Annotated in this window: 24 protein-coding genes and 4 pseudogenes; 17 read left to right on the top strand and 11 right to left on the bottom strand. The window is 69.3% G+C overall.

The annotated features are described in order from the left end of the window. Positions 1 to 37: 37 nt before the first annotated feature. Positions 38 to 868, bottom strand: a complete 831-nt coding sequence (locus OG303_RS00485) for a DUF2182 domain-containing protein (protein ID WP_405863579.1) — start codon at positions 866 to 868, stop codon at positions 38 to 40. Between the two features lie 379 nt (positions 869 to 1,247). Between OG303_RS00485 and OG303_RS00480 the strand changes: the two genes are divergently transcribed. Then, positions 1,248 to 1,904 carry a DUF1326 domain-containing protein gene (locus tag OG303_RS00480; protein ID WP_405863578.1) on the top strand — a complete coding sequence of 219 codons (657 nt, stop codon included), beginning with the start codon at positions 1,248 to 1,250 and terminating at the stop codon, positions 1,902 to 1,904. A 111-nt stretch (positions 1,905 to 2,015) separates the two neighbouring features. On the opposite strand, the gene OG303_RS00475 is transcribed toward OG303_RS00480, so the two are convergent. Further along, the gene (locus tag OG303_RS00475; protein WP_405863576.1) at positions 2,016 to 2,321 is read right to left on the bottom strand and encodes a hypothetical protein; all 306 of its coding nucleotides are present in this window, start codon (positions 2,319 to 2,321) and stop codon (positions 2,016 to 2,018) included. Positions 2,322 to 2,474: 153 nt separating this feature from the next. On the opposite strand from OG303_RS00475, the gene OG303_RS00470 reads away from it, so the two are divergent. Beyond that, positions 2,475 to 2,816: a TfoX/Sxy family protein gene (locus OG303_RS00470; RefSeq protein ID WP_405863574.1), complete on the top strand. Its 342-nt coding sequence runs from the start codon at positions 2,475 to 2,477 to the stop codon at positions 2,814 to 2,816. A 158-nt stretch (positions 2,817 to 2,974) separates the two neighbouring features. Here the strand turns inward: OG303_RS00470 and OG303_RS00465 are convergent, their stop codons facing one another. Beyond that, complete coding sequence (locus tag OG303_RS00465; RefSeq protein ID WP_405863572.1) at positions 2,975 to 4,381, bottom strand: GNAT family N-acetyltransferase; 1,407 nt, start codon at positions 4,379 to 4,381, stop codon at positions 2,975 to 2,977. Between the two features lie 324 nt (positions 4,382 to 4,705). After that, positions 4,706 to 5,427, bottom strand: a pseudogene (locus OG303_RS00460) (SDR family NAD(P)-dependent oxidoreductase). 103 nt (positions 5,428 to 5,530) lie between these two features. Between OG303_RS00460 and OG303_RS00455 the strand changes: the two are divergent. Beyond that, positions 5,531 to 6,160 carry a TetR/AcrR family transcriptional regulator gene (locus OG303_RS00455; RefSeq protein ID WP_405863570.1) on the top strand — a complete coding sequence of 210 codons (630 nt, stop codon included), beginning with the start codon at positions 5,531 to 5,533 and terminating at the stop codon, positions 6,158 to 6,160. Positions 6,161 to 6,466: 306 nt separating this feature from the next. Continuing rightward, on the top strand, positions 6,467 to 7,195 hold the full coding sequence (locus OG303_RS00450) for a flavodoxin family protein (protein WP_405863568.1): 729 nt from the start codon (positions 6,467 to 6,469) through the stop codon (positions 7,193 to 7,195). Positions 7,196 to 7,431: 236 nt separating this feature from the next. Here OG303_RS00450 and OG303_RS00445 read toward each other — a convergent pair whose 3' ends face one another. Beyond that, positions 7,432 to 8,409: a hypothetical protein gene (locus tag OG303_RS00445; RefSeq protein ID WP_405863566.1), complete on the bottom strand. Its 978-nt coding sequence runs from the start codon at positions 8,407 to 8,409 to the stop codon at positions 7,432 to 7,434. A 169-nt stretch (positions 8,410 to 8,578) separates the two neighbouring features. Here OG303_RS00445 and OG303_RS00440 point away from each other — a divergent pair. Both OG303_RS00440 and OG303_RS00435 read left to right on the top strand, forming a co-directional pair. Continuing rightward, a protein-coding gene (locus tag OG303_RS00440; protein ID WP_405863564.1) for an IS5 family transposase occupies positions 8,579 to 9,453 on the top strand; the annotation gives its coding sequence in 2 pieces (ribosomal slippage) (positions 8,579 to 8,968 and positions 8,971 to 9,453; 873 coding nt in all). Between the two features lie 146 nt (positions 9,454 to 9,599). Beyond that, on the top strand, positions 9,600 to 9,803 hold the full coding sequence (locus OG303_RS00435) for a hypothetical protein (RefSeq protein WP_405863562.1): 204 nt from the start codon (positions 9,600 to 9,602) through the stop codon (positions 9,801 to 9,803). A 299-nt stretch (positions 9,804 to 10,102) separates the two neighbouring features. On the opposite strand, the pseudogene OG303_RS00430 reads toward OG303_RS00435, so the two are convergent. Continuing rightward, a pseudogene (locus tag OG303_RS00430) lies at positions 10,103 to 11,496 on the bottom strand (aspartate ammonia-lyase). A gap of 129 nt (positions 11,497 to 11,625) precedes the next feature. Between OG303_RS00430 and OG303_RS00425 the strand changes: the two are divergent. The 6 genes and pseudogenes from OG303_RS00425 to OG303_RS00400 all read left to right on the top strand — a co-directional run. Continuing rightward, the gene (locus OG303_RS00425; protein ID WP_405863560.1) at positions 11,626 to 12,951 is read left to right on the top strand and encodes a dicarboxylate/amino acid:cation symporter; all 1,326 of its coding nucleotides are present in this window, start codon (positions 11,626 to 11,628) and stop codon (positions 12,949 to 12,951) included. Continuing rightward, complete coding sequence (locus tag OG303_RS00420; protein ID WP_405863558.1) at positions 12,948 to 13,724, top strand: aspartate/glutamate racemase family protein; 777 nt, start codon at positions 12,948 to 12,950, stop codon at positions 13,722 to 13,724. The genes OG303_RS00425 and OG303_RS00420 overlap by 4 nt, the downstream gene beginning before the upstream one ends. Beyond that, positions 13,714 to 14,400, top strand: coding sequence for a GntR family transcriptional regulator (locus OG303_RS00415; protein WP_405863556.1), 687 nt, complete (start codon positions 13,714 to 13,716; stop codon positions 14,398 to 14,400). The genes OG303_RS00420 and OG303_RS00415 overlap by 11 nt, the downstream gene beginning before the upstream one ends. A gap of 311 nt (positions 14,401 to 14,711) precedes the next feature. Next, positions 14,712 to 15,011 carry a DUF3761 domain-containing protein gene (locus tag OG303_RS00410; RefSeq protein WP_405863554.1) on the top strand — a complete coding sequence of 100 codons (300 nt, stop codon included), beginning with the start codon at positions 14,712 to 14,714 and terminating at the stop codon, positions 15,009 to 15,011. A 13-nt stretch (positions 15,012 to 15,024) separates the two neighbouring features. Next, positions 15,025 to 15,147, top strand: coding sequence for a hypothetical protein (locus tag OG303_RS00405; protein WP_405863552.1), 123 nt, complete (start codon positions 15,025 to 15,027; stop codon positions 15,145 to 15,147). 393 nt (positions 15,148 to 15,540) lie between these two features. After that, positions 15,541 to 16,283: pseudogene (locus OG303_RS00400) on the top strand (IS256 family transposase); the annotation flags it as partial. Between the two features lie 44 nt (positions 16,284 to 16,327). Here OG303_RS00400 and OG303_RS00395 read toward each other — a convergent pair. Both OG303_RS00395 and OG303_RS00390 read right to left on the bottom strand, forming a co-directional pair. Beyond that, the gene (locus OG303_RS00395) at positions 16,328 to 16,810 is read right to left on the bottom strand and encodes a winged helix-turn-helix domain-containing protein (RefSeq protein ID WP_405877017.1); all 483 of its coding nucleotides are present in this window, start codon (positions 16,808 to 16,810) and stop codon (positions 16,328 to 16,330) included. A 57-nt stretch (positions 16,811 to 16,867) separates the two neighbouring features. After that, positions 16,868 to 17,162 (bottom strand): annotated as a pseudogene (locus OG303_RS00390) (transposase); the annotation flags it as partial. Positions 17,163 to 17,706: 544 nt separating this feature from the next. On the opposite strand from OG303_RS00390, the gene OG303_RS00385 reads away from it, so the two are divergent. Both OG303_RS00385 and OG303_RS00380 read left to right on the top strand, forming a co-directional pair. After that, entirely contained in the window at positions 17,707 to 18,066 is a 360-nt protein-coding gene (locus OG303_RS00385) for a hypothetical protein (protein ID WP_328635921.1), read from the top strand. A 37-nt stretch (positions 18,067 to 18,103) separates the two neighbouring features. Further along, positions 18,104 to 18,682 (top strand): DUF6529 family protein, encoded by a 579-nt coding sequence (locus OG303_RS00380; RefSeq protein WP_405877015.1) that lies wholly within the window; start codon positions 18,104 to 18,106, stop codon positions 18,680 to 18,682. On the opposite strand, the gene OG303_RS00375 is transcribed toward OG303_RS00380, so the two are convergent. Then, the gene (locus OG303_RS00375) at positions 18,654 to 18,833 is read right to left on the bottom strand and encodes a hypothetical protein (RefSeq protein ID WP_405863550.1); all 180 of its coding nucleotides are present in this window, start codon (positions 18,831 to 18,833) and stop codon (positions 18,654 to 18,656) included. The two genes, OG303_RS00380 and OG303_RS00375, sit on opposite strands and share 29 nt — an antisense overlap. Positions 18,834 to 19,209: 376 nt before the next feature. Here OG303_RS00375 and OG303_RS00370 point away from each other — a divergent pair, with 376 nt between their 5' ends. Next, the gene (locus tag OG303_RS00370) at positions 19,210 to 19,839 is read left to right on the top strand and encodes an HAD family hydrolase (protein WP_405863548.1); all 630 of its coding nucleotides are present in this window, start codon (positions 19,210 to 19,212) and stop codon (positions 19,837 to 19,839) included. A gap of 1 nt (position 19,840) precedes the next feature. On the opposite strand, the gene OG303_RS00365 is transcribed toward OG303_RS00370, so the two are convergent. Then, positions 19,841 to 21,574, bottom strand: coding sequence for a DEAD/DEAH box helicase family protein (locus tag OG303_RS00365; protein WP_405863546.1), 1,734 nt, complete (start codon positions 21,572 to 21,574; stop codon positions 19,841 to 19,843). Between the two features lie 100 nt (positions 21,575 to 21,674). Here OG303_RS00365 and OG303_RS00360 point away from each other — a divergent pair, with 100 nt between their 5' ends. Next, complete coding sequence (locus tag OG303_RS00360; RefSeq protein ID WP_405863545.1) at positions 21,675 to 21,836, top strand: hypothetical protein; 162 nt, start codon at positions 21,675 to 21,677, stop codon at positions 21,834 to 21,836. Positions 21,837 to 22,102: 266 nt separating this feature from the next. On the opposite strand, the gene OG303_RS00355 is transcribed toward OG303_RS00360, so the two are convergent. Continuing rightward, positions 22,103 to 22,507: a transposase gene (locus OG303_RS00355; RefSeq protein ID WP_405863543.1), complete on the bottom strand. Its 405-nt coding sequence runs from the start codon at positions 22,505 to 22,507 to the stop codon at positions 22,103 to 22,105. A gap of 169 nt (positions 22,508 to 22,676) precedes the next feature. Here OG303_RS00355 and OG303_RS00350 point away from each other — a divergent pair, with 169 nt between their 5' ends. Further along, positions 22,677 to 26,174, top strand: a complete 3,498-nt coding sequence (locus OG303_RS00350; RefSeq protein ID WP_405863541.1) for a SpoIIE family protein phosphatase — start codon at positions 22,677 to 22,679, stop codon at positions 26,172 to 26,174. Positions 26,175 to 26,433 lie beyond the last annotated feature (259 nt).

Here is a 26,433-nt window from a genome sequence, read left to right as displayed (position 1 = left end):
GACGTCGGCATGGCCTGGCGGGATGAGCGACAGCCGGTCAGGGTGCCGCACCCAGCATCTGGTCCATCGACGGACCCGACATCTGCAGGCCCGGCAGCAGCCAGTCCTGGAACGGCGCCATCACGGCCAGCACGAGGAAGGCGACACCCACTGCCCAGCTGAGCCAGGGGCCGCCTCGCCACAGCTTCTCCAGGAAGATCACCGCCGCCAGTCCCGCCATCGCCGCCACATTCATCACGCCGAGCGGGATCAGCACGATCATCAGCCCCCAGCAGCAGCCGACGCAGTAGAGCCCGTGGTGCGCGCCCACCCGCAGATCCTTCGCCCACGGCCGGAACCGCGCGTAGCGCAGCAGCTGGAACATCGGGCTGCGGCAGTGCCGCAGACAGACCCGCTTCAGCGGTCCGAACTGCTGAACTCCCGCGAGCAGAAAGGCGCCCGCACCGATCCAGCGTCCGGCCTCGGGGTGATCGTCGACCAGGTGACCGGTCGCTGCCAGGGCCCCGTACACGAGCAGCCCGAACCCGGCCCAGGCCAGCAGATAGCCGCCGACGAACTCCGTCAGGCGCAGCGCACGTACGCGGCCCGCGGTGCTGCGGTTGATCGCCTGCACCCAGGTCAGAGCCACGGGTGCCAGGGACGGCAGCATCATTGCCGCCATCATGACCACCCACAGGAGGAGGAAGAGCGGAAGCGCCAGGCCCATGGTTCCCGGCTCCATCCCCATGCCGCGGGACTGCGTGGCCGTGAGCACCCACGCCAGAGCGGCGATCAGGGTCAGCAGGCACCAGCCGAGTGCCAGATCACGCCTCGGTAGCAGGACCCCCGGCCGGGTGGGCTCCGGCGGGGCGAGCCGGAGATGCGGCATGCCATGCCTCCCAGGGACACCCACCGCTGCGGTGGCCGCGGCGAGCATTCCGAAGACATCTCCAGCAGAGCACAGAATCGAAGGCTTCAAAAGCGCAGGGCCGGGACACGGGACGCAGCCCTCATGGCAGCGAGCGGGCCGACCCGGTGCGTCGACGACCGCGCAGGGTGGCGACCCATGGCGACCCGCCAGTTGAGGCTTTCTCGGCATTCCGGCGTGCGACGGGCCGACGCGTTCTCTGGGCGACGGCCTGGTTGCAGTTCGTGTGGGTGCCGGGGGCCGCTCAGCCCCTCCCGCCTCGAAGGGCACTTCGCTTTCCCGTCGGTGAGGCGCACCCTGGAAGTGACGCCACTCCGTGTCCTGGGAAAGGAGGTGCGAGATGGCTGAGCAGACCGCCAGCAGCCCGCCCTGGCGCGTGGTCGGCGACTGGTTCGACACCTGCAAGTGCGCCATACCGTGCCCGTGCACATTCGCCCAGCCCCCCACCGAGGGCGATTGCGAGGGCGTGCTCGCCTGGCACATACGCGAGGGACGGTTCGGGGATGTCCGGCTCGACGATCTGAATGTCCTGATGCTCGCGTCCTTCACCGGCAACGTGTGGACCGGCGAACACACGGACCCGTATGCCGCCGTCTTCGTCGACGAACGCGCCGACGACCAGCAGCGTGCCGCGCTCGGCGCGATCTTCGGCGGCGAGGCCGGTGGCTGGCCGCAGCAGTTCGTCGAGGTCTTCGGCCCCGAGATGCGCGGCATGGACGTTGCTCCGATCACCGTCGAGGTCGACGATGACCTGGGGACGTGGCGCGCCGAGATCCCCGGCCGGGTCACCGCCCGTGCCGAAGCCCTCACCGGTCCCACCACGCCCGAGGGGGCGCGGGTCCAGCTCCACAACGCCCCCGGTGCCGAGGTCGGCCCGGGGCAGGTGGCCACCTGGGGCCGGGCCACCACCGACGAGGCCGACGCCTTCGGCTTCAGCTGGAGGCGCAGCGGCAAGTCCAGCAAGTATTTCCCCTTCGAATGGAGCGGCCCCGACTGACGTGTGATCGCCCGGGCCTCAGCGTGGTTGGTCATCAGGGTCTGGACGGCGACAGCTTCTCCCAGCCATGGCGGAACGCGATGAACCTCTGATCCGCTTGGCGCTGTCTCGTCAGAGATTTGCCCTGGCCTGGCGGCGGCGGAACTCGTCGCAGGGCGTACGGTCGAACACGAAACGGCTGTGGACGATGTTTCTGTCGCGGACCGTGACGCACTGAGCAGTGGGCGCGCTCATCGCCGGGATCGTTTCCGTGTCGTACATGAGCAGACCCGTTCTGCCGTCCCTGAACGCGGCGATCATCTCCGCCTTGATCAGGAACCCTCCGGCGAACGGCTCAGGAATTTCCCGGTACGCGGCAGAGCCGTTGAGCCGCCCGGCCGGGGCGTCGCTTACGACGCCGTCGGCGATGTAGCGCATCGCCAGTCGGCGTCCTTGCCGGTCCAGGCGCGGTGATGTGCCAGCGCAATCTGCAGTGCTGGGCTGGTCATGGTGTCTCCCCGATGCTGATTGTGACAACACTGGAGTCCCGGATCTTCCGATGGTGGCCACTGACTGGGAGGCAGTCGAACGATGGCATACGACAAGGACCTGGCAGACCGCATCCGCGAGGCGCTGTCGGGCGAGACGCAGGTCCGCGAGGTGGGGATGTTCGGCGGCCTCACGTTCATGGTCAACGACAGGATGATGGCCACGGCCAACACCCATGGACAGCTCATGGTCCGCTGCGATCCCGAGCGTGTCGAAGAATTGCTCGGGCGTGATGGAGCGGACTGGCCGGAGATGCGCGGCCGCAGGATGAGCAAGGGCTGGATCGTGGTCGACACCTACGGTACGGAGTCGGAGGAAGCCTTCAAGTCCTGGATTGAGGAAGCCCTTGGCTACAACAGGAAGGTCAGCGGCAGTGGCGGCTGACGGCGGTACTGGGGTATCGCTTCCCGTCGACGGTTTCCTGTCCCGATGCGCGGCCCGTGGGCCAACTGACGGCCACTCAGAAGGAAGCACCTGACTGAGGCTGAGCTCGGCCGACGGGGCGGTTGAGCGACCCATGGGGTGGCGTCGGCCCACGCTGCTCAACTGGTGCCGGCCTGGCGGGTGCGGCAGCTGGGCGCAGAAGGATCGAGTGGGAGGTCGAGCCAGACCCGGTCGCGTAGTTCGATGCCGTCGATGAGGGTGCTGGGCTCGTAGCCGGTGCGGGGGGTGAAGGCGTTCCGTTCGATCGCTTGCATGCGGAATCCCAGTCGCTGGTAGAAGCGCAGGTTGCCGATGTCGGCCGCGGCGGTGGCGACCAGCAGGCATCTGCCCGACTCGCGGCAGACCAGATCGATCGCACAGCGCATCAGACGTCTGCCCACACCGGTGCGCTGAAGGTCTTTCCGCACGGCCATGTTCTTGATTTCGAGGGTGCCAGCGCGGTCGGATGCCACCAGTTGGAGGTGACCGATCGCATCCGTTCCGCGCAATGCGACGAGCACGCGCCCGTCCTCGATGTAGGAGTCGAGTTGCGTGGGTGAGTCCTCGGCCAGTTCGAGCAGTGGCCTGAGCTTCTCCCGCGAGCCGTCGTACTGCACCACGCACACACCGTCAGGGGTTTCGGCCCATGGCCCTCGCACCGTGTGGACCACATGGTCGGCAACCGACGCATCAGGGCGCGCCGCGGCTCCACTCAGTGGAACTTGCTTCACCAGAACGGCACGGGTGTACAGCAGGTGGAATCCCCGCCGCTGTACATTCTGCTGGGACTTGGAGCCCGGTTGGGTGGTCACGACGGCGATGTCGCAGCCGGCGGCAGCGGCGTCGGCGAGCCGCGCCGAGAGCAGGGCCGTCTGGACGCCGCGTCGGCGGTGCGCGGGGGCGGTCGCCGCACCTGTGAGCTGTGCGACGCCGTCCGACAATCGGAGGCTGCCGCCCCCGGCGACGGTGCCGTCGCACAGGGCGATGTAGTGCACCACACCGGCTGTGGCGAAGTCCCGCTCGGCGTTGGCGAGTACCTGACGCGGGAACTCCTCGTGCGTGGGAATCCCCTGGTCGTCGGGGTGAGAGAAACCCTCGGCCACGACATCAAGCCACGCATCGAACTCGTCGTCGCGGCTCACCCGGACCTCGATTCCAGGCGGCGCCACCCGCTCGTGCGCGCCGTTGAGGGCAAGCCCGAGCACGTTCTCGAACGAGGTCGGCCGGTATCCGCGATCCGTGAGCAGGGCGCCGACCGCCGGGTCGGCCAACGTGGACACCTCGGCCTGTAGGGGAGCACCGCGGTCGGCGAAGGCACGCTCGACGTCGTCGAGCACAGCAGAGTCGGGCACGCCGTCGAATCCGAGGCCGGCGATCTTGTTGAAGGGTGAGCCGTCCTCGGCGAACGTGGCGACTGCGCCGGCCACCCGCATCACGAAACCGCCATCGTCTCCCCGGCGCAGGCAGGCGGCCTCGGTCGCCGCGGCCATCAGCTGAGCCTCCACGTGTTCGATGCGCTGCGCCACGGCGACATCACAGAAGAGCGGCAACCGATTCATGTCCGCCCGCACCCCATTTCCACGCTCAGGGTTCGAGGCTAGCCTCTGTCCCCCGATCCGCAGCGGCCGAGATTCTTACGGTTTTGGGATCGGGCCGACAGGACGCCGGGCCCGGTCTCGGAGCTTCCCGGCGGCCAGTTCCACTCCCGACTCGGCGGCAGCACACTCCGGGCACCGCTGAGCGGAGTCGGGGGTGTTGTCTACGAGGCGCGCCCGGCACCGCACGGCCTGGGGCTGAGCCGTTGCGGGAGCGGTTGGGACGGCCCACCGCTCCCGCAACGGCGATGGGCTCTATACAGCGGTTCGGCCGGCGTCGGCGGCGACGGTGGCGCCGGTGAGGTAGGCGGACCGGTCCATGGCCAGGAAGAGGATCACTTCGGCGATCTCGCGCGGTGTGGCGAGCCGGCCCAGGACGGTGGTCTTGGCGAACTGTTCGGCGCCCTCCTCGCCCACCGTGTCGGTACGGGTCGGGCCGGGGGCGACGGCGTTCACGCGGACCCCGGCCGGGCTGAACTCGGCCGCCCACGTGCGGGTCAGTGACTCCAGGGCCGCCTTGGTCGCGCTGTAGACGGACAGCCCGGGCATGCCGATCCGGGCGGCCATGGTGCTGACGTTGACGATGCTGCCGGCGCCCTTGGCGACCATGGCGGGGGCCAGGGCCGCGGTGAGGAAGTACGGCGCGCGGATGTTGGCCGCGAGAGCGGTGTCCAAGGTGTCGACGTCCTGCTCCACGGTCGGCGCGCCGGGGAAGATCGCCGCGTTGTTGACCAGGACGTTCACGTCACCTGCCGCCTCGGCCAGGCGCCGGAGCGACGCCAGGTCCGTGAGGTCGGCCGCGACGAATCGGGCCCGCCCCCCGGCGTCCGTGATCGACCGCAGGTCGCCGCGCCGCGCCCGGCGTCGCGGCCGGAGACGACGATTTCGGCGCCCTGCGCGGCCAGCAGCCGGGCCGTCTCGCTGCCGATGCCACCAGTCGCGCCGGTGACGAGGGCGCACTTGTTGCTGAGTTCCATGCCTGGGTCTTTCCAGAGGTTGTGCCCGTGGAATGGGATGCGCGACCCACAATGGCTACGAAAAATGGGTTGTCCAATCCAAAAACTGTGAGCCTGTACGACCATGGGGACCCTGGCGGAGACAGGACGGCCCGAGCGGAAACTGACCCGCAAGGGCCAGGAGACTCGACACCGGATCGTCGCGGCGGCCGCGCAGCTCATGTACGAGCGCGGCGTGACCGAGGCGACCCTCGAAGACGTACGGTCCGCGGCCGGCGTCAGCGGCTCGCAGATCTACCACTACTTCGCGGACAAGCAGGCACTGCTGCTGGCAGTGATCGAGCACCAGACCGAGGCCGTGCTGGACCGGCAGCAGTCCCTCTTTGCCGACCTGGACACCCTCGAGGGCCTACGACGCTGGCGGGACGCCCTCGTCGAATACCAGCTGCGCCTGCAGTGCCGCGGCGGCTGCCCGATCGGCTCCCTCGGCAGCGAGGTCGCGCAGACAAACCCGGAGGCCCGGCTTGCCGCGGCCACCGGCTTCCTGCGCTGGGAGGCCGCCATCCGCTCCGGCCTGCAGGCCGTGCATGACCGCGGCGACCTCGACGGCGATCCCGAAGAACTCGCCCTCGCCACCCTCGCCGCACTCCAGGGCGGCCTCCTCCTCACCCAACTGCAGCGCCAGGTCCGGCCGTTGGAAGTGGCCCTCGACGCGATGCTCGCCCACATCGCATCGCACATGAGACGCCCTTGACGCTGTCGTCGGCGTCAGCGACAACCGCTGAGTCCCGCGGCGGTCACATCGAGTCCACGGTGCTCGACAGGACGGAGCGGCGGGGGACTCTGCCGCGCCCGAACGAGTGGGGGAGCGCGCCATGGGCCGCTACCACGAGACGATCGGCGCGGGGCCAGGATTCCTGATATCCGGGAACATGCGAGATCGGTCGAATTGATGACGTATGAGGGACAAAGCGCGACAAACGGAGATCCACGCGAGAAGCTGCGGCTGGACCCGTCCCCGTTCCGGGACGGCCTGCCGTCTGACGTGAAGGAGCCCGCCGTGACCGCTGCGAACCCCGACGACGCGTACCGCTTCGACGACCTCACCGCCGTGTTCATCAACTGCACGCTCAAGCCCTCTCCGCAGCTCAGCCACACCCAGGGCCTGATCGACAAGAGCGCGGAGACCATGATGTCGCGCGGCGTCACCACGTCCGAGATCCGGGCCGTCGACCACGACATCGCCCCGGGCGTATTTCCGGACATGACCGAGCACGGCTTCGCCAGGGACGAGTGGCCCGCACTGTACGAACGCGTCATGGCCGCGGACATCCTGGTGCTCGCCGGACCGATCTGGCTCGGCGACAACAGCTCGGTCACCAAGCACGTCATCGAGCGGCTCTACAGCTGCTCCGGACGGCTCAACCCCGAAGGCCAGTACGCTTATTACGGCCGTGTCGGCGGCTGTCTGATCACCGGCAACGAGGACGGCGTGAAGCACTGCGCGATGAACATCCTCTACAGCCTCCAGCACCTCGGCTACACGATCCCGCCGCAGGCAGACGCCGGCTGGATCGGCCCGGCGGGCCCCGGCCCCTCCTACCTGGACCCCGGCTCGGGCGGCCCGGAGAACGACTTCACCAACCGCAACACCACCTTCATGACCTGGAACCTGATGCACCTGGCGGCCATGCTTAAGCGCGCCAAGGGCTTCCCCGCCCACGGCAACCAACGCTCGGAGTGGGACGCGGGCTGCCGCTTCGACGCGCCCAACCCCGACTACCGGTGAGCCTGAGCTTCTCCCGCGGATACTCGCCAAACGAAGGGAGTCAGCGGCGCCCGACCACCCTGTGCCGTGATGTCGCGGACAACGACGATCCGGCACATCGCAGTGGCCGAGGACTTATGAAGGAGTCGCGGCCGGCTTTGCATGCTGGGGCCGGCACCGGGCCAGCGGCCTTGAGGGCGTGGCGGGGTGGTGAGGCCTTGCTGTGAGCGGGTTGGTGGCGTGCTGGGTTCCTTCGGTCACAGGCCGGTCGCCGGTGGGCGGGGGCGTCTGCGTGCCTGGTGTGAACGGGTGGTGGGTTGTGGGGGGTTGGCGAGGGGTGGTGGATCTGGGCAGAGGGCTTGGCGCAGCTGGATGACGCCGGCTGCGAGGTCGCTGACGTCTGTGTCGGTGGGTTCGAGGAGGAGGGCGTCGAGGTGGTGTTCGGCTGCCTGGCAGGCCCAGTCGGCCTGCTGGTGCTGGTTGTCCCGCAGGAGCTGCCGGGCTTCTTGCAGGGCTGTCGTGGCGGCCGTGGTCAGCAGCTGGGTGTGGGGGGTGGCCGGTGCGGGTGGTGTCTTGAAGGCGTTGAGGAGGGCTTCGGGGGTGGGCAGGAGGACACCGGTCAGTGGTGAGGCGATGGCCGTGAGGACGCCTGCTGCGGCGGTGGGCACGAGGAGGGGCGCGCAGGCGACCGCAGTTGCGGCGGTGACGAAGGGCAGCAGCGCGCGTGACATGCGCCAGACGCCGCGAAGGGCGCGCTGCCACAGGTGTGCCGTGGCCGGTGAGGGCGGGTCTGAGCGGGCGGCGGCCTGCACGCGTTCGCCGATGACGGCGAGTGCGTCCGCGGCCTGGCGCAGACTGCCGGGATGCTCGCGCGCGCGGTGGAGGTGCATGGTGGCCCGGGTGATCTGGTTGAGGAGTCCTTCGAAGGTGGGCGGCGGGGGAGTGGTGTAGCCGGTGCGCACGAGGAGCGCCGGAACGGCTATCCACAGGGCGCTGCTGATCTGTTGCGAAGGGCAAAACGGTGGCCGGTCCTCGTCCCCGGCGCCGGCGTGCCGCTCCAGGAGTGTGGTCAGGGCGTGGGCGCTGGCCACCAGCCCCTGGGCGGCGGCGAGATGAGAGTCCCCGGCCGTGATGGTGTCGCCACCGCTGAAGCAGGAGAAGACGCGTTCACGCCATCCGAGGAAGTCGCTGTAGGCGTCGAGGAGCTGCTGCGGTAACGGCTGCTGCGGCTGCACGCTGTCCCCCCCGGATAGGTGTGCGCCTTTAGTGTCCGGGGCGCAGACCTGCTCGTACAGCGGTGGGTCGGCCAAGGAGACGAAAGGTCCCACGGCGGTGCCCCTGCGCGCAGGCCAGCCTGCTAGGGCGTGTTTCAGAAGTGGATCTTGATGTGGCAAGATCCACTTCATGGCGAGGCATGACCTGACGAGTGCGCAGTGGGCGAAACTGGAGCCGCTGCTCCCGCTCGGGAAGAAGCCTGGACGGCTACCGGTGCACACCAAGCGGCAGTTGATAGACGGCATACGCTGGCGCACTCGCGCTGGTGCTCCCTGGCGGGACGTGCCCGAGCGGTACGGCCCGTGGGAGACGGTCTACGGCCTCTTCCGGCGTTGGCAGCGCGACGGCACCTGGCACCGCATCTTCGAGCGACTGCAGGCCCGGGCCGACGCCGAGGGACTGATCACCTGGGACGTCTCGGTGGACTCGACCATCGCCCGCGCCCACCAGCACGCGGCCGGTGCCCGCAAAAAGGGGAGCTGCAGGTCGAGCCGCCAGGAGGCGTCTTCACCGAGCCCGACGACCACGGCCTCGGACGCTCCCGGGGCGGGCTGACGACCAAGCTCCATCTGGCGGTCGAGCAGGCCCAGAAGCCGATGTCGCTGGTCATCACGGCCGGGCAGCGCGGCGACTCCCCGCAGTTCCAGGTGGTCCTGGAGCGGATCCGGGTGCCCAGGCTCGGGCCGGGCCGCCCGCGCACCCGGCCGGCCAAGGTTCGCGCCGACAAGGCGTACGGCTCCCGCGCGAACCGCGCCTACCTGCGCAAGCGCGGTATCCGCTGCACGATCCCGGAGAAGCGCGACCAGATCGCCAACCGCAAGAAACGCGGTTCCCACGGTGGCCGGCCGCCGAAATTCGACACGGCCGACTACAAAGAGCGCCACGCGGTGGAGTGCGGCATCAATCGCCTGAAGCGCCACCGCGCAGTCGCCACGAGATACGACAAGCTCGCCGTCCGCTACGAAGCCACCGTGCTGGTCGCAGCCATCAACGAATGGTTGTGACGCACAGGTGACCGCCCGGCATCATGGATTCCATGGACACGCCGAGCGCAGACTGGATCACCATCGCAGCCTACGAAAACCTGCCCGGCTGCCTCCGGCCGATGGCGGCCGCGCGCGTTTGACTGCGCGACCGCGGTATCGACTGGATGCCCTTTGAACAGGACGAAATCCGCTGGGGACTTGCCTGCGGCATCGGTCCTGACGGCCACTGGCACGGCTGGTTCGACATCCGCACTCGGGCCGACGCACTACGGCGGCTCGGACTGCATCCCGACCAACCCACCGCCAAAGTCATCGGCCCATCCCCGCCCGGCTGGTGGCATGCCGCCGCCGAACGCAACACTCATTAGGACCTCAGAAGATCACTTCTGAAACGCACCCTAACAAAAGCGTTTGATCATGTGACTGTCGGCTTGCCTGCTCGTTGGTCCGGTCGTGGGGAAGGGGTCTGCTGCACGATCGGGTGACATCTGAACTGGCGTGGTTGTCCCGGTCGGAGCGGACTCCTGTTGAGCGTGGTTGTCTGCTCTTGCGGGCATGCTGTGGGCACGGAGCCGTGGAGCAGACGAGGCCCGTGTCTGCGGTGTCGCCACCGCGTGCCGAATGCCTGGAGTCCCAGCGCGTCGGAGGGCTGTGGTGACTGCATATGTCACGGAGCGGCCGTCGCAGAGGGCCGGGCGGAATGCCCGGTGAGGTTCTCCGGCCGCAGGAGCGTGTCCAGTTGGTCGGCGGTGAGGAGGCCGGCCTCGGCGGCGAGGTCCTTGACGGGGCGGCCGGTGGCCAGGGCCTGGTGGGCGAGGGTGGTGGAGGCTGCGTAGCCGATGTGCGGGGCGAGTGCGGTGACCAGTCCGATGGAGCGGTGGACGCTGTCGTGCAGGTGTTCGCGGTTGGCGGTGATGCCGGGGACGCAGCGGGTTGCGAGGGTGTCGCACGCGGCGCGCAGGTGGGTCAGGGAGCGCAGCAGGCTGTAGGCGATGACGGGTTCGAAGGCGTTGAGCTGGAGCTGTCCGGCTTCGGCGGCCATGGTGACGGTCAGGTCGTTGCCGATGACCTCGAAGGCGACCTGGTTGACGACCTCGGGGATCACTGGGTTGACCTTGCCGGGCATGATGCTCGAACCGGCCTGCACCGGCGGCAGGTTGATCTCGCCGAGCCCGGCGGTGGGGTCGGAGGAGGTCAGGCGCAGGTCGTTGCAGGTTTTGGAGAGCTTCACGGCGACCCGCTTGAGGACGCCGGAGAGCTGGACGAAGGCCCCGCAGTCCTGGGTGGCCTCGATGAAGTCGTGCGCGGGGCGGACGCCTTCACTGCTGATGTCGGCGAGGTATGCACAGGCGAGTTCGCCGTAGCGGGGGTGGCCGTTGATGCCCGTACCGATCGCTGTGCCGCCGAGATTGGACTCCAACAGCAGGGCCGCGGCTTCGACGAGGCGTTGGCGGTCTTCCTCGATCATGACGGCGTACGACGTGAACTCCTGGCCCAGCGTCATGGGTACGGCGTCCTGGAGCTGAGTGCGGCCCATCTTCAGTACGTCGCTGAACTCGGCCGCCTTCTCGGTGAACGCCGTGGCCAGTGCCCCCAGCGAGTCGCCGAGCCGGCGCAGTGAGGTGACCAGGGTGAGGCGTACGGCGGTGGGGTAGACGTCGTTGGTGCTCTGGCCGAGGTTGATGTGGTCCAGGGGGTGGATCACGTCGTAGAAGCCGCGGGGGTGGCCGAGCATCTCCAGAGCCCGGTTGGCGATGACTTCGTTGGCGTTCATGTTCGTCGAGGTGCCGGCACCGCCCTGGACGGGTCGACGACGAACTGCTGGTGCAGCTGCCCTTCGCGGATCTCCTCGCACGCGCGGATGATCGCCCCGGCGATGTCCGGGGGCAGCAGGCCGAGTTCACGGTTGGCCTGCGAGGCGGCCTGCTTGACCGCGGCCAGTGCCGCGATCAGGTCGGGGAACTGGGCGATGGTCGACCCGGTGATCGCGAAGTTCTCCACGGCACGCACGGTGTGCACGCCGTAGTAGGCGTCGGCCGGGACCTCCTTGTCGCCGACCATGTCGTGCGTGTGGCCTGAGCCATCTGGTGCTCCTCGTTCTCGCGGCACCTCTTGACAGGCCACCGCCTCCGGCCCCAGTGTTACCGGCCAACACGCAGAACGCAATATATTGCATATGGCAGGAGTTTCATGGACACCGCTCACCCCCGCCCCACCAGCACAGACGCCCCACCAACCTTCTGGCGGCGATGTCTGCGGATGCCGATCGGCATCCAGTCGATCATCGCCGTAGGTCTCGGCGCCCTCATCGGATCCTTCGCCCCGTCCGCGGGCGAGCAGATGAAGATCCTCGGCGACGTGTTCCTGAACCTGGTGCAGGTCGTCGTCCTGCCCCTGGTCTTCCCGCTCATCGTGCTGGGCATCGCCCGCATGGAGTCGGTCAAGAAGGTCGGGCGGATCGCCGGCAAGGCGATTCTCTACTTCGAGCTCGTCACCACCGTGATCCTGCTGATCGCGGTGGGCCTGGCCAAGCTCACGGGCATCGGCAAGGGTGCCCCCGTCCACGGGGCCGACGCCAAGGACCTCGACGGCCTGAGCCAGGGCATCGACTTCCACGAGCTGGTCCTGCATGCCGTACCGAAGAACATCTTCGCCGCGTTCGGCGAGGGCAACCTGCTCGGTGCGATCGTCTTCGCCCTCCTCGTGGGCGTCGCCATGGCCGCGATCGGCGAGAAGTCCGCGCCCTTCGCCGACGTCCTGGAGTCCGTCGCCGCGGTGATGTTCAAGGTCGTCGGCTACGTCATCAGGGTCGCGCCTCTGGGTGTGCTCGGCTTCATCTCCTACGATGTCGCGTACTACGGCTTCGGCAACCTGCGCAGCCTGCTGGGCTTCATCGCGGTCGTCTACGCGGGCCTGGTCATCGTCGTGGGCGTGCTCTTCCCGCTGATCGCCGCGATCTACCGCATCCGGTACGTCGAACTGCTCAGGTCCGTCGGCGGGTTGGCCGGCATCGCCTTCATCACCCGCAGCTCGGAGTCGGTCCTGGCCCCGCTGATGGGCAAGCTGGAGGCCTTCGGCCTCAGCCGCTCCACGACCTCCTTCGTCGTCCCCCTCGGCTACTCCTTCAACACCGACGGCTCCGTCCTCTACCAGGCCGCCGCCCTGGTCTTCCTCGCCAACGCCTACGGCGCCGACACCTCCCTGCCCGCCCTGCTCCTGATGGTCGGCGTCCTGGTGATCCTCTCCAAGGGCATGGCCGGCGTCGCCTCCGCGTCCATCGTCGTCCTGATCGCCGCGGGCAACTCCATCGGCCTGCCCGCCGAGGGCATCGCCCTGCTCCTCGGCGTGGACTTCATCGTCGACATGGCCCGCACCGGCGTGAACGTCATCGGCAACTCGCTGGCGGCAGCCGTGGTCGACAGCTCCGAGAAGCGGCGCGAGGCCAAGCGCAGCTGCCGCGCAACCACCCCGGCCGAGCCCGAGCCTACGGCCCTGGAGAAGGAACCCGCACAGTGACCAGCGGCCCCCGCACGGCCACCGGCGAGATCATCGGCATCCTCGGCGGTATGGGCCCGGCCGCGACCGCCGACTTCTACGCCAAGCTCGTCGCGACCACCCCCGGCACCAGCGACCAGGACCACCTCCGTACGGTCATCTGGTCCGACCCCACCATCCCCGACCGCACCGAGGCCCTACTGGGCGACGGCCCCGATCCCACGCCCTGGCTCCTGCACGGCGGCCGCGTCCTGCGCGAGGCCGGTGCCACCGTCATCGCCATCCCCTGCAACACCGCACACGCTTTCGTCCCGCGCATCGCCGACCATGTGGGCCTGCCCATCGTCCACATGATCGGCGAGGCCGCCCGGCATCTCACCACCCTGCGCCCACGTATCCACACCGTTGGACTGCTGGCCACCACGGGCACCGTCCGCGCCGGCCTCTACCAGGAGCGGCTGGAGAGCTTCGGCATCCGCCTCGCGCTCCCCGACGCCGCCGCCCAGGACGCCGAGGTCATGGCCGCCATCCACGCGGTGAAGGCGGGCACCCGCGACGACACGGCGACCGCGCTCCTGACCCGCTCCGCACAACGCCTGACGGAACAAGGCGCGCAGACGGTGATCGCCGGCTGCACGGAGATCCCCCTCGGCCTGCCCGCCGACGCCGTGGAGGTTCCCCTCGTCGACCCGGCGCTCATCCTGGCCCGGGCTCTCGTCTGCCGGGCCAGGGCTGCGGGCACAGCAGAACAGGACGACGGAGGAGCGATGTACTGTACGCAATATGTCACTTGACCGCCCTGTCTCTCGCCGTCTCCTCAGTGACGAGGTGTTCGAGCGGCTGCGCGACTCCATCGTGCGGGGCGAACTCGTCCCCGGCGAGAAGGTCAAGGACGGCGAGCTCGCCGAGCGCCTCGGACTCAGCCGAACGCCGGTGCGGGAGGCACTCGCCCGGCTCGCCGACATCGGCCTGATCGAAGCGAAACCCGGCGTTTACACTCGCATCACCACGCTCAACCGGCGCGACGTCGAAAAGACCCTTGCCGTCCTGCGCTCCCTCGACCAGCTGGCCGTCGAGACAGCAGTACCGGTGATGACCGAGCAGGACCGGGACCGCATGCGCGAGGCCAACCGTGACTTCGAACAGGCCGTCGCCGCCAACGACACAGCCGCCGCGCTCGCCGCCGACGACCGCTTCCATGCCGTGCCCATCACGGCCGCCGACAACCCCGTACTCAGCCGGATCGTCGAGCAACTCCACCCGCAGATCCACCGCATCCTCTACCGCAAGTTCTCCACCCTGCTCGGCGGCCGCAACACCATCGAGCACCACGACGAACTCATCACCGTCTGCGCCGGCGGCGACGCCCGCGCCGCCGCCGAACTATCCGGCCACCACTGGTCCGAACTCGGCGGCCACATCAACGAACTCTTCGACACCAACCAGTTCGCCGAAGCGGCGATCGGCTGAAACGCCGACGTCGGCGCGACGTGGCCGCCGCACCCCACGACATGCTTCGCGCCGAGTGCTCGAAGCACTACCAGGACAACCGCGCGCCACAACGAGAAGCCACCGCTCTGGACAACAAAGAGCCCCCGGATCCATGACCCGTGCACGGTAGAGCGTTTCCGCGGTAGGGGTGTCGCCGGCCTTCTCCCGCTGCAGCGCTGCGGACAGCGGGGCCTGGCTGGCCGGTGTCGGCGGCCTGACGGTACAGCGCTTCGGCGCCGTCAAGGTCGCCGGCCCGCTGGCGCAGCCCGGCCAGGTCGAGCAGGGCCTGGGTGTGGCCGGCCGCGACGGCCCGGTTGCACAGTGCCGGCGATGACAGCGCTTCGACCGTCGCCGGAACGGCGGCCGACGACACCAACAATGCGTCCCGCAGCGGTGCCGGCTCGTCCACCGGCGGTCTGGATTCCTCGGACGACGTCTCCGGCTCGTCTTCGTCGGGCGGCACACAGCAGGCGCCTGCCGGGGCCACCGCCCAGTGCAGCGACGGCACCTACAGCTACTCCGCCCACCGCCGGGGTACCTGCTCGCATCACGGTGGCGTAGCCGTCTGGCTTGCCGACGTGCCTTCGTAGAGGAGGCGTTGCCATGATCGGTCTGGCATTCAGCCTCGTCAGAATGATGATGTGGGCCATGTGTGCCTGCATCGACCTCGTGTTCGCCCTGTGCACCGTGGGCAAGGTCGACCCGAAGACGCGCCGATTCTTCTGACAGACATCATCCCCGGCTCCCTCAAGGTCCGTGAGGAGGTGGCGCCTTGCTGCTGCGGCAGGGTGCTGCATTTGACGAACGAGAGCCCCGGCTGGACGGGGGAGACCGGCCGGGACTGTGGGTGGTGACCTGCGGAGGGCGGTCGTCTCTCGGCGAAGGGCTCCATGGGGCTTGAGCCGGACGATCGTCCCCATGGGCTGGAGGTGAGGCCCGGGGACGCTGTCCCCTCCGCTAGCCACGTACGGGTGAACGGCCAACGGTGCTTGGTTGTTGCGCTGTTGAGGCTGGACACGGTGTGGGCTGAGGCACGCGGTTGGGGGGAGGGTGGGTTGGTCGACCGTAGCGGGGACTGTAAAAAGAACGGTGTAACTCCTGATCATGGAGGATGCACTGATGACCAGTAACAACGCGGCTGAGGACGAGAGTTCGAAGGTGGCTGCCCCGCAGTCTTCGAAAGCGGTCGATGACCAGCTGATCGAGGAGTTGGTGGGCCGTGCTCAGGCCGAAGGACTGCAGCTGACCGGTGAGGGCGGCCTGCTGCAGCAGCTCACGAAGCGGCTCCTGGAGTCTGCTCTGGAGGGCGAGGTCACCGATCACCTCGGCTATGACCGACGTGATCCGGCGGGCAAGAACGGCGGCAACTCCCGCAACGGAACCCGCTCCAAAACAGTGCTGACCGAGGTCGGACCGGTGGAGATCGCCGTGCCCCGCGACCGGGACGGATCGTTCGAGCCGAAGATCGTGAAGAAGAGGCAGCGGCGTCTGACTGGCGTCGACGAGATGGTCATCTCACTCGCCGCGAAGGGACTGACGACCGGTGAGGTCCAAGCCCACCTGGCCGAGGTCTATGGCACCGACGTCTCCCGCCAGACGATCTCGACCATCACCGACAAGGTCCTCGAGGGCATGGCCGACTGGCAAAACCGTCCCCTCGACCCGCGGTCTATCCGGTCATCTTCATCGATGCCATCCACGTGAAGATCCGCGAGGGTGCGGTCGCCAAACGTCCCATCTATGTGGCTCTGGCCGTCACCACGGAGGGCCGCCGGGAGATCCTGGTTCTGTGGGCCGGTGACGGCGGCGAGGGCGCCAAGCACTGGCTCCACATTCTCACCGAGATCAAGAACCGCGACGTGGGCCTCGTCCTCGAAGACGACGTAAGCTCCCAGCGCCGCCGCAGTCATTCCACCTGCGGCCACACGTCCTTCTTCCACAGTCCCACCGCGCCCTCGTCGCGTTCCATGGCGCGGCGGGCGGGAGACTGCCAGGACCAGCCGTGCCGGTGCAGCAGCCGCCACACCGCCGCCATCGAGCAGTCGATCTGGAACTTGAAGGCGATCAGCGCTCTGATCCGGGTCAGGGTCCACCGCTGGTCTTCCCAGCCGTGCTCGGCGGGGCCGAGGGCCAGCTCTTTCTCCAACTCGGTGAACTGGCCGTCGGAGAGCTTGGGAAGTTTCGCCGGCCCCGTGGAGGCCAGGGCGTCCATCCCGCCCTCCCGAAAGGCACGACGCCAGCGTTCCACCGACCGCTCACTCACCCGCAGATCCTTCGCGATCACCGCGGTTCTCTCGCCGCCCATGAACCGCTCGCCGGCCTCGTACCGGATCCGCTCGCGTAACCGCCGCCGCTCCGCGGTCAGCCCGCCGCCCTGCGCGTACCGCATACCACCGGCCTACCGCAGGGATCAGCACACGTCACCCCCGACAACACTCCTATGAGATCAGTAACCACATACGAAGTGGGCCCCGGCCCGGACGAGTGCGACGGTGGGGTGCGTTCACGGTCCGCCAGCGGGCCTGGACGGACTCGATGAGCTTGAACACCATGGCGAGGGCGGCGGTGCGGGAGCCGGCGCCGCGGGTGATCTTGGTCCGCAGCCAGACGGTGGCGAACGTGGACTCGATGGGGTTCGTGGTGCGCAGGTGGATCCAGTGCTCGGCGGGGAGGTCGTAGAACGCCATCAACTCGGCCTGGTCGTCGGTGATCTTCTTGACGGCCTTGGGGTACTTCGCGCCGCAGAGTGGGCGAACGTCTAAAATTCCGTCGCCGCAGGTCAGGCCTGATGGTGTGCGACGCCCTAAAACGCGGCAGCCCCGAATCCCAAACGCGTTTGCAGCGTTTTCGCATCTCATGACGTGTGCACAGGACCCAGTGGAGTACCCGAATTCAGGGCACCGTGTGCACACGGCCGGGGGATGGTCTCCGGCCCAGCGAACGCTGGAGGTGCGGTCCGCCGTCCACTCACCACCCATCTCAGTGAATCCCAGGGCGTCCTTGGCCCTGTGGGGCGGCGCGGGTCAGAGGCCGGGGGAGTATACGTTCACCAGCCTGTCAGACGTCGGGCCCTCACCCATGTTTGGAGCTGTAATGAGGTGTATCCGCCTGGCCGTCGTGTGGTCGGCCGCGCTTGTGACGATCGCTGCCGCGAGTGGCTGTTCCAGCGGTGGCGGTGGTTCCTCGTCATCAGCGACGCCGTCGAACACGGCCACGAGCGGCGCGCCGAGCCAGAGCGCCAGTCCGCCCCCATCGTCGAGCAGCGCGTCGGCCGGTGCGCAGGCCATGGTGAAGACCGCCTCTGCCGGAAAGCTCGGCACCATTCTGGTCGACGGGAAGGGCCGTACCCTCTACCTGTTCGAGGCGGACAAGTCGACGACCTCGACCTGCGACGGGGCGTGCGCCACCGCCTGGCCGCCGCTGCTGACCTCCGGGTCGCCCTCGGTCGGCGGCTCGGCGAAGTCCAGCCTGCTGGGCACGTCGAAGCGGTCCGACGGCACGACGCAGGTCACCTACCACGGGCACCCGCTCTACGGGTACGCGGGAGACTCCACGCCGGGCGACACGAACGGCCAGGCTCTCAACCAGTTCGGTGCCGAGTGGTACGTACTCGACGCCGGCGGCAACAAGGTTGACCTGAGCTGACCGGCGACGACCGCGTGAGGAGGCAGCCGACGTGACGATGAGGACCGGTCACCGAGCCCCCCGGCGGTACTCTCCCGCGCAGGCCGCCGCCCTCGCGCTGGGTGCCGTCCTGCCAGTGGCCGTGGCGGTGGCGATCTGGGTGACCGGCCGGCACCACAGCCCCCAGTACACGACGGGCCTGTTCGGCGCCCACGGCGCCGCGGCGGTCACCCTCAAGGCCCGCCTGGGCAGCGCCCTGTTCGGCCTCGCGCTCGTCCAGCTTCTGCTGGCCCTGTGGATGTACGGGCGACTCCGCGGCCTCGCAGCCGCGCCCCGCAGGGTCCGCACCTCGCACCGAGTGGTGGGATGGGCCGCCTTCCTGCTGTCGGCGCCCATCGCCTACCACTGCGTCCGCACCTACGGCGTGGAGACCACGAGCACCCGGGTCTTCCTGCACTCGGTTGCCGGCTGCGCGCTGTATGGAGCGTTCGTCGCCAAGGTACTGGTGGTGCGCAGCCGTCGCCTGCCCAGCTGGATGCTCCCGGCCGCCGGAAGCGCCCTGTTCGGCGCCATCGGGGTGCTGTGGTACTCGGCCGCGCTGTGGGCCCTCAACGGATTCGCCGCTCCCGGCCTGTAGTCACGGCCAGGGCGGTGACGACGAGGACGAACGAACACACACCGCGGCTGCCGTCGCCGGGGATCGCGTTGGGCTGGATCTCGATCCGCCCGTTGAGGCTGGTGGCGAGGTGGTAGACGCCCCGGTAATCGCTGTCGCGCTCAGTGAACACCAGCCCGAGGCAGTCGCTGACAAGCCGGGCCAGTCGCCGGCGGCGTGGGTGCTGGTGCCGTAGGCGTGGTGGTCGGTCATGGTGCACCAGACCCTATGCCGCGGCGGAGGCGGGGCGCTCGACCAGTTGGCCGCGTTCGCAGCGGGCCCCCGGCACGGACTCCTTCCGTCTCGCACAGACCCGGTGGCTTCGTAATCGAGAACGGACACCACTTATCGACGAGTTTGGGCAGCACTTGTTGATCGCAGAGCCTCGAAATGTCGATGAGAACTGGCACCGGTCGGTCGCCTCCCCGCCGTAGCCATGACCAGTCTTGATCATGTGTGGGCTCTTGCCGCAGGATTGCCGGATGGCGACTTTAGAGCTGGTGTGGGACATGGACGGCACGCTGCTGGATTCCACTGTGGTGGTGCCGGCGGCCTTCGTTGCTGCGGTGCGAGAGCTCGGCGGGCCCAGTGTGGGCCCCGAAGAGGTGGTCGCCTCCTACTCCCGCGGAACGCCCGAGGTGATCTTGGCTCACCTGGTCGGACGTGAACTCGCGCTGGACGAGACCGAGGTGTACTACCGCAAGCTGAAGGACGTCGAGGTCGCTCCTTACCCGGGGGTGGCCCATGTGCTGGGCGCCCTTCGGGAAAGCGGCCGTGCTGTGGCGGTGTTCACTGGTGCCAGCAGTCGTGCTGGAGCGATGCTGCTGAGGGCCGCGGGTCTCGACGTCGACGTACTCATCGGCGGAGACCACGTGCAGCGGCCCAAGCCGGCCGGCGACGGCCTGGTCCTTGCCGCTGAGCAACTCGGCGTCGCACCAGCTGATCTGGCCTATATCGGAGACTCCCCACTCGACTTGCGTGCTGCCGCCGCCGCGGGAAGTGTCAGTGCCGCTGCCGCGTGGGGACACCAGTACGACGGTGCGGAACCGTCCGACGCCACCTTGACCAGGCCGGAGGAGGCATTGGGGCTGCTCGCAGGTGACCACGACGGTGAACGTCCCGCGGCCGGAGCCGTCTGATTCAGCCTCGAGGGTGTCGTCGTTGTAGTAGCGGCGTTGGTCGGCCAGCCATACTCCGAGTGGATATCCGCCGATGCCCGGCCGGTCGGCCGGCACGGTGTAGGTGTAGGGCACGCGCAGTTCGCTGGCCGGTCTCGCGTAGCCAGTGGGTGGCGGCTTCGATACCGCGTCGCCAGTAGGCGTTTTCGGGGTCGATGACGCGCAGTCGCACGAACCGGGCGAGGGTTGCGGGGTCGCGTTCTTCGCTGAACCGCAGCAGTCCCGCGGCCGCCGCACTGACCGCGGCCGCCTCGCCGCCCGAGGCAGCGTCCTGGTCCTCGAACCTCGCTGCTCCACTGGCCTGTTCACTGTCTTCGGCATGGTCGGGGCGGCTGTTGCGGATGCGGGGATCGGCGAGTGCCTCGATGGTTTCCGTGTCGTGTGCACGCAGGGCGGTCAAGATTTTCGCGAGGGTCTCGTAGGCGCTGGAGGTCAGCATCTCGTCCGGGCTCTCGTCCGGGCCGAGGAAGACGGGCACGACCAGGGAGGCGATCTTTCCCTCGCCGGGGTGCATGCGCAGTGCCCGTCCGACCATCTGCACGATGTCGACCATGGAGCCGCGGGCATCGCAGAAGAAGACGGCATCGCACTGTGCGGTGTCGACGCCTTCTCCGAGGACCTTCACCGAGCTCAACACCCGTAGCGCGGCCGGGATATCAGGGTGCTCGCCGGTGATGAAGTCGGAGGCGAATGTGTCCAGCATCTGGCGGCGGTGGGCGGGGGAGTGCTCCCCGTACAGCCACTGAGCCCACACCCGCTGCGACGGCGGGAACCGCTGAGGATCCGTCTCCCGCAATTCCGCCGCGACGCCGGGAATCCCGGCGGCCATCGCCTCGGCCTCGCTGACCCGGCTGTGGAAGGCGAGAACACGGCGCAGCCGTTCGTCGGCGGCCGCGGTCAGCAGGCCGGTCTGCATAGCGGCCAGGCGCGCCCCGCGCACCTTGTCGGAGCCTGCCAGGCCGGCTGCCAGGGCCGCGTACAGCTCGGGGTCGCGGATGTCGATGCACACCACCTGATACGGCGCCACGATCTGGCGCCGGATGGCCTCCGACAATTTCAGTTTGTAGGCGACCGGCCCGAAGACGGGGCTGTCCTCGTCCATGCTGGCCACCAGCCGCGGCCCGGCCCCGTCCGCCTCCCACACCCGCGCGGTGGCGGTCATGTACAAACGCCGCACCGCCGGAATCCGCGCCTGATCGTGCACCACCGCCCACGGCTTGCCTGCATCCCCGCTCGTGCGGTGCGCCTCGTCCACCACCATCAAGTCCCACACCGCCAGCCCGCCTTCATGGGCTCGCTGCAAGACCCCCAGGCCCACCGCGGCATACGTGGCGAACACCGTCACCTGCTCCAGATCCCGCACCCACGCCACCAGCTCGTCCGCGGCGGTCGTGCACGGGATGCCCTCGCTCTCGGGCGCCCGCAGCGAGCACACTCCGACCATCGCACCGTGCCGGCCGCCCTGGCGCCACGCGGCGGCGGTCTGGGTCAGCAGATCCAGCGTCGGTACCAGGACGAGCAGGCGCCGCGCGGCCAGCCGGTGTGCGGACTCGACGGCGATCAGAGTCTTTCCGGAGCCGGTTGCAGCCACGACCTGCGTCCTCAGGCCATGCGGCGGAATACGGCCACCGGGGGGAGTTTGGAGATACCTCACCACGCTGTCCGTTGCCTCGAGTTGGTGCGGGCGCAGCGTCATGGGAGCCATGAAATCCTCGAAAACAAGCGGTGGGCGACGACTTCCGTACGTAATTGTGCCCGGCAGAGCATTCTGAGGCTGGGGTGCTCAGGACAGGGAAGTGGCCGGACTGGACGACAGCCTGGCCCAACACGCGCACGCGGTTGCGCAGACCGTACGGGAAACACTGGGGGAGTGGCGCACCCGGCCGCCCGCATCCAACGAGGCGGCCCTGAGTGAACTGGTCGCCTACGTGGCCCGGGACATCGCCCCCAGCCCGTAGCGCGCACTGCGCGGCCCTGCGCACCAACGTCTACAGGGCCTTGCGTGCCTGTAGGATCCGCGACTTCGTACGCACTGGTTCCTGCGGAAACGCCGGAATCCGGGCTTCATGCGCACTGGTTGGGCCGCTTGGCCGTGCGCATTCTTCTCCGAGTGGTGTGTGCTGTGGTCACGGTGCGTTGTCGCCAGGGTGGTGCGGATGCAGTGGCCCGGCCCACCGGCGAGTTGAGTGCGTCTGGGTCGGCGTGGCTGAAGACCGCGCCGTGGTCAGAGGTCTTTGGTCCCACGGGGTCGGGTCACGCCAGGTCGGGGTGGCTTCGCCGGTGAGCGGTTGGGCTGGACGACGAACCGCGTGGCGTGATCGGTGCGTTTGCGGGCCCAGTCGGCGAGCTGGCCAGCGTATCCGCCGTCGTCCCACGCCAGGGTGATCCTGCGGTGCAGTGAGCGGAGCCGGGTAAGCCGCGGTATCCCGGCGTCGCGGTCCTGCACGCTCGAGGCGGTGGCCAGCACCACCAGCAGCAAGCCCAGGCAGTCCACGGCCACGTGCCCTTTGCGGCCCGCCGCCTTCTTCGCGCGGTCCCGGCCTTGTCCGTCGGCGCCGATCGTGTCGGCGGGCCGCAGGGACTGCGAGTTGACGATCATCGCCGTCGGCGTGCGGTTGCAGGCGTACACTGCTGGGTAAATAGGCTTTTAATTGTTTTAAATGGGCAATTCGGGCTGAAGTGTCGTCAGAACCGTCGGATCCGGCGTCCGATCTGCCCGGGAGGTCCGCAGCGAGTGGCCGTCGGCCGCCTTGGGAGGCGCGGGCGGATCACACAGGCGCCAGGAGGAAGACTTCTCGATGACCCGGCCCGATGACCCGCGCACGGCGGCGGCCCGGGTGTTCGCCGAGGGCGGCGCGTTCGGCGAGCTTCTGGCAGGGATCGACTGGGCGGCGACGCCGCTCGGGCCCCCCGTCTCCTGGCCGGGGCCACTGGTGGACACGCTGCGCCTCATGCTCACCTCTGAGCATGGGATGGCTCTGTACTGGGGGGCTGAATTCACCACGCTGTACAACCTGGGCTCCACACCCATTGTCGGCGCCAAACACCCCTGGGCGCTCGGCAGGCCCTATAAGGAGGTGTTCCCCGAGGTCTGGGCCCACCCCGTGAGCTCCCACTTCCACTATGTGACCGACACCCGCAGGCCCCTGCTGGTCCCGGATGAGCTGCTCATCATGGAGCGCCATGGCTTTTTGGAGCAGTGCTACTTCGACTCCGCCTTCCAGCCCGTGCTGCTGGATGACGGCACCGCCGGCGGCGTGCTGCAGATCCTCACCGAGACCACCGGCCGGGTACTGGGCGAGCGCCGACTGCGCCTGCTGAGCGAGACCGGCACGCGCACGGCCGGGCTGCCCACTCCGGGCGAGGTCGCCCGCGTGGTCGCCGAGGTGGCGGGCTCCTACCCCGACGAGATCCCGTTTCTGGGCCTGTACCTGGCCTCCGAGCCAGGGATGCAGCGGCCGGCGGCCTCCACCGGGCTCCGGTCGGCGCCCGAGACCGTCTCGCTGAGTGCGGCCGACGGGCCGGAGGCGGCGGCCCGGCTGGCGCAGGTGGTCGCCGACGGTGCCCCGGCCACGCTGCCGGCCGCCGCGTTCACCGGCGGCAGCATGGCCGGGCAGCACGCCGCGGCCTCCCGGCTCCCGGTCGAGCAGGCGCTGGCCCTTCCGCTGCACTGCGCGGGCCAGGTGGAGGGCGTGCTGGTGGTGGGCGTCAACCCCTGCTTCCCCCCGGCCGGGGCCTACCACGACTTCCTGGAGGTGCTCGCCTCGGCTGTGGCCGGGGCGCTGTCGGCCGCGCTCGCGCACGAAGAGCAGCGCAGGCGGGCGGAGGCGTTGGCCGAGCTCGACCGGGCCAAGACCACCTTCTTCGCCAACGTCAGCCACGAGTTCCGCACCCCGCTCACCCTGCTCCTGGGCCCGCTCCAGCAGGCCCTGGCCGACGAGGACCGGCCCGAGCGGCGCGAGCAGCTGGAGCTGGCCGAGCGCGGCGCCCTGCGCCTGCTGAAGCAGGTCAACACCCTCCTGGACGTCGCCCGGGCCGAGGCCGGGCAGATGCGCCCGGCCCTCGAGCCGGTCGACCTCGCCGGTGCCACGGCGGAGCTGGCCGGGGTGTTCCGGTCCGCGTTCGAGGCGGCCGGGCTGACGCTGGAGGTGGACTGCCCGCCGCTGCCCAAGCCGGTGTCCCTGGACCGGGAGATGTGGGAGAAGATCATCCTCAACCTGCTCAGCAACGCCCTGAAGTTCACCTTCACCGGCGGCGCCCAGGTGCGGGTGACCGCGGCCGGCGACTGGGCCAGGCTGACCGTGACCGACACCGGCACCGGCATCCCCGCGGACGAGCTGCCGCGCCTGTTCGAGCGCTTCCACCGGGTCCGCGGCGCCCGCTCCCGCTCCCACGAGGGCAGCGGCCTCGGCCTGGTGCTGGTTAAGGACCTGGTGGAAGCGCACGGCGGCACGGTCGGCGTGGACAGCCGCCTCGGCCAGGGCACCACCGTCACCGTGGATCTCCCCTTCGCCGCCGCCCAGCGGCCCCGCCCGGCCCGATCCCCCGGGGAGATCCCCAGGGAAGGCGGAGGCGGCCGGCCCGGCCGCGCCGCGGCCTATGTGGACGAGGCGCTGGGCTGGCTGGCGGCCGACCCCGTCCCCGCTGCGGCCACCTCCGCGGCACGCACCCCGCACACCCCCGCGACCCACGATGCCCTCCACGGCCCCAGCCCGCACGAAACTGACCGCCCCCACCGGGCCCGCCTGCTGGTCGTCGACGACAACGCCGACATGCGCGCCTACCTCACCCAGCTCCTGCAGCCCGACTACGACGTGCTGCTCGCCGCCGACGGCCGGGCCGCCCTGGAGATGGCCCTGGCGCAGCCGGTGGAGCTGGTACTCAGCGACGTGATGATGCCCCGCATGGACGGCTTCGAGCTGGTCCGGGCGCTGCGCGCCGACCCGCGCACCGCCCGCCTGCCCATCGTCTTGCTCACCGCCCGCGCCGGCGAGGAGGAATCCGTGCAGGGCCGGCACGCCGGCGCCGACGACTACCTGACCAAACCCTTCTCCGCGCGCCAGCTGCTGGCGCGCGTCCGCACCGGGTTGGAACTGTCCCGGCTGCGCGAACAGGTCTTGACCGAGACCCGCAACCAGCTGGCCGTGCTGGCCTCCCTGGCCGACGCGGGCCTACGGCTGTCCGCCACCCTCGACCCGGACCAGATACTGCAGACTGCCGGCCAGATCCTGCTGCCCGACTTCGCCGACCAGATCAGCATCCACCTCACCCCTGCGGCACCCGCCCCGGCGCAGTCGCCCCCGGCATACATCGCCGGCACCCCCCTTCTTGCCCACGAGGCCCTGGCCACCGCCGCCACCCACGCGATCAACGGCACGGCCCCAGCCGGCCCACACCCGGCGCCCGCCGCCGTGCTGGCCCTGCCACTGCACGCCCACGACCAGACGCTGGGGGCCCTGGTACTGGTCCGGCACACCGGCGGCTATTCCGCGGTCGAACACAAGTATCTGGAGAACCTCGCCCACCGCCTGGCCCTGGCCTACGACAACGCCACCCGGTACCACAACGAGCGCCGCCTCGCCCTGACCCTGCAGCGCGCCCTGCTGCCCCACCGCCTGCCCCAGGTGCCCGGCGTGCGCCTGGCCACCCACTACCGGGCCAGCAACCGCGGCGCCGAGGTCGGCGGCGACTGGTACGACGTGCTCGCCCTGCCCGACGGCTCCGTGGGACTGGCCATCGGCGACGTCATGGGCCACGACGTGGAAGCCGCCACTCTGATGGGCCAACTCCGCTCCGCCCTGCACAGCCTCGCCCTGGAGGGCGCCGGCCCGGCCCAGGTGCTGACCAGGCTGGACGCCTACCTGCAGTCGCTCGACACCGAACGCTTCGCCACCTGCCTCTACGCGGTCTACGACCCCCACCGCCACCGCCTGGGCTACGCCGCCAGCGGGCACCTGCCGCCCCTGCTGGTAGCCGCCGGCACCGCCTACCTGGAGCTGCCCCCGGCGCTGCCGCTGGGACTGGGCAGCACCCCAATCGACCGTGAGGTGGCGTTCCCACCCGGCACTAGCCTGCTGCTATACACCGACGGCCTGGTGGAGAACCGGGCGCTGTCCCTGGACGACGGCCTGGCGGCACTGCGCCAGACCTGCGACGCGCTGCCCGCCGCCGCCCGCACCGACCCCCAGCAGATCACCGAACGGGCCCTGGAACTACTGAACACCCCCGACCGGGTCGACGACGACGCCGCCCTGCTCGCCGCCACCGCCGAACCATCGCGTCGAACCGGCGCGTAACGCGGTTTCCCTGCAGGTTCCTGTGCAGAAACGGCCGCCGATCCTGCGAGGAATCACCGCACAAAATAGCTCTGGACACCCCTCCTGACCAGGAAAGACGGCATGTCGACGGGGCCGTTCGGAAGTGTCAAGATGCTTGCCGGGCGCAACTCGGCGCCCTCGAACAAGGGGGAGACGTGGAGGCCATCATTGCTGCCGTCATCACCGCCACGGGCGGCATCATTGCCGCCGTCATCGCCACGCGGCGCGGAGGCTCAGG

The organism is Streptomyces sp. NBC_00005 (assembly GCF_045160215.1).
GTDB lineage: Bacteria > Actinomycetota > Actinomycetes > Streptomycetales > Streptomycetaceae > Streptomyces.
Note: the sequence above shows the minus strand (reverse complement) of the source record. Positions and strands in the feature narration are given on the sequence as shown.

What these genes read in the sequence shown, in the direction of transcription:
- OG303_RS00385 (WP_328635921.1), top strand. Translation starts at nt 17,707, where the DNA reads ATGGTGAAGACCGCCTCTGCCGGAAAGCTCGGCACCATTCTGGTCGAC.
- OG303_RS00370 (WP_405863548.1), top strand. Translation starts at nt 19,210, where the DNA reads ATGGACGGCACGCTGCTGGATTCCACTGTGGTGGTGCCGGCGGCCTTC.
- OG303_RS00455 (WP_405863570.1), top strand. Translation starts at nt 5,531, where the DNA reads ATGGGGACCCTGGCGGAGACAGGACGGCCCGAGCGGAAACTGACCCGC.
- OG303_RS00475 (WP_405863576.1), bottom strand. Translation starts at nt 2,321, where the DNA reads ATGCGCTACATCGCCGACGGCGTCGTAAGCGACGCCCCGGCCGGGCGG.
- OG303_RS00435 (WP_405863562.1), top strand. Translation starts at nt 9,600, where the DNA reads ATGCCCTTTGAACAGGACGAAATCCGCTGGGGACTTGCCTGCGGCATC.
- OG303_RS00405 (WP_405863552.1), top strand. Translation starts at nt 15,025, where the DNA reads ATGATCGGTCTGGCATTCAGCCTCGTCAGAATGATGATGTGGGCCATG.
- OG303_RS00425 (WP_405863560.1), top strand. Translation starts at nt 11,626, where the DNA reads ATGGACACCGCTCACCCCCGCCCCACCAGCACAGACGCCCCACCAACC.
- OG303_RS00485 (WP_405863579.1), bottom strand. Translation starts at nt 868, where the DNA reads ATGCCGCATCTCCGGCTCGCCCCGCCGGAGCCCACCCGGCCGGGGGTC.
- OG303_RS00480 (WP_405863578.1), top strand. Translation starts at nt 1,248, where the DNA reads ATGGCTGAGCAGACCGCCAGCAGCCCGCCCTGGCGCGTGGTCGGCGAC.
- OG303_RS00415 (WP_405863556.1), top strand. Translation starts at nt 13,714, where the DNA reads ATGTCACTTGACCGCCCTGTCTCTCGCCGTCTCCTCAGTGACGAGGTG.
- OG303_RS00470 (WP_405863574.1), top strand. Translation starts at nt 2,475, where the DNA reads ATGGCATACGACAAGGACCTGGCAGACCGCATCCGCGAGGCGCTGTCG.
- OG303_RS00350 (WP_405863541.1), top strand. Translation starts at nt 22,677, where the DNA reads ATGACCCGGCCCGATGACCCGCGCACGGCGGCGGCCCGGGTGTTCGCC.
- OG303_RS00365 (WP_405863546.1), bottom strand. Translation starts at nt 21,574, where the DNA reads ATGACGCTGCGCCCGCACCAACTCGAGGCAACGGACAGCGTGGTGAGG.
- OG303_RS00395 (WP_405877017.1), bottom strand. Translation starts at nt 16,810, where the DNA reads ATGCGGTACGCGCAGGGCGGCGGGCTGACCGCGGAGCGGCGGCGGTTA.
- OG303_RS00380 (WP_405877015.1), top strand. Translation starts at nt 18,104, where the DNA reads ATGAGGACCGGTCACCGAGCCCCCCGGCGGTACTCTCCCGCGCAGGCC.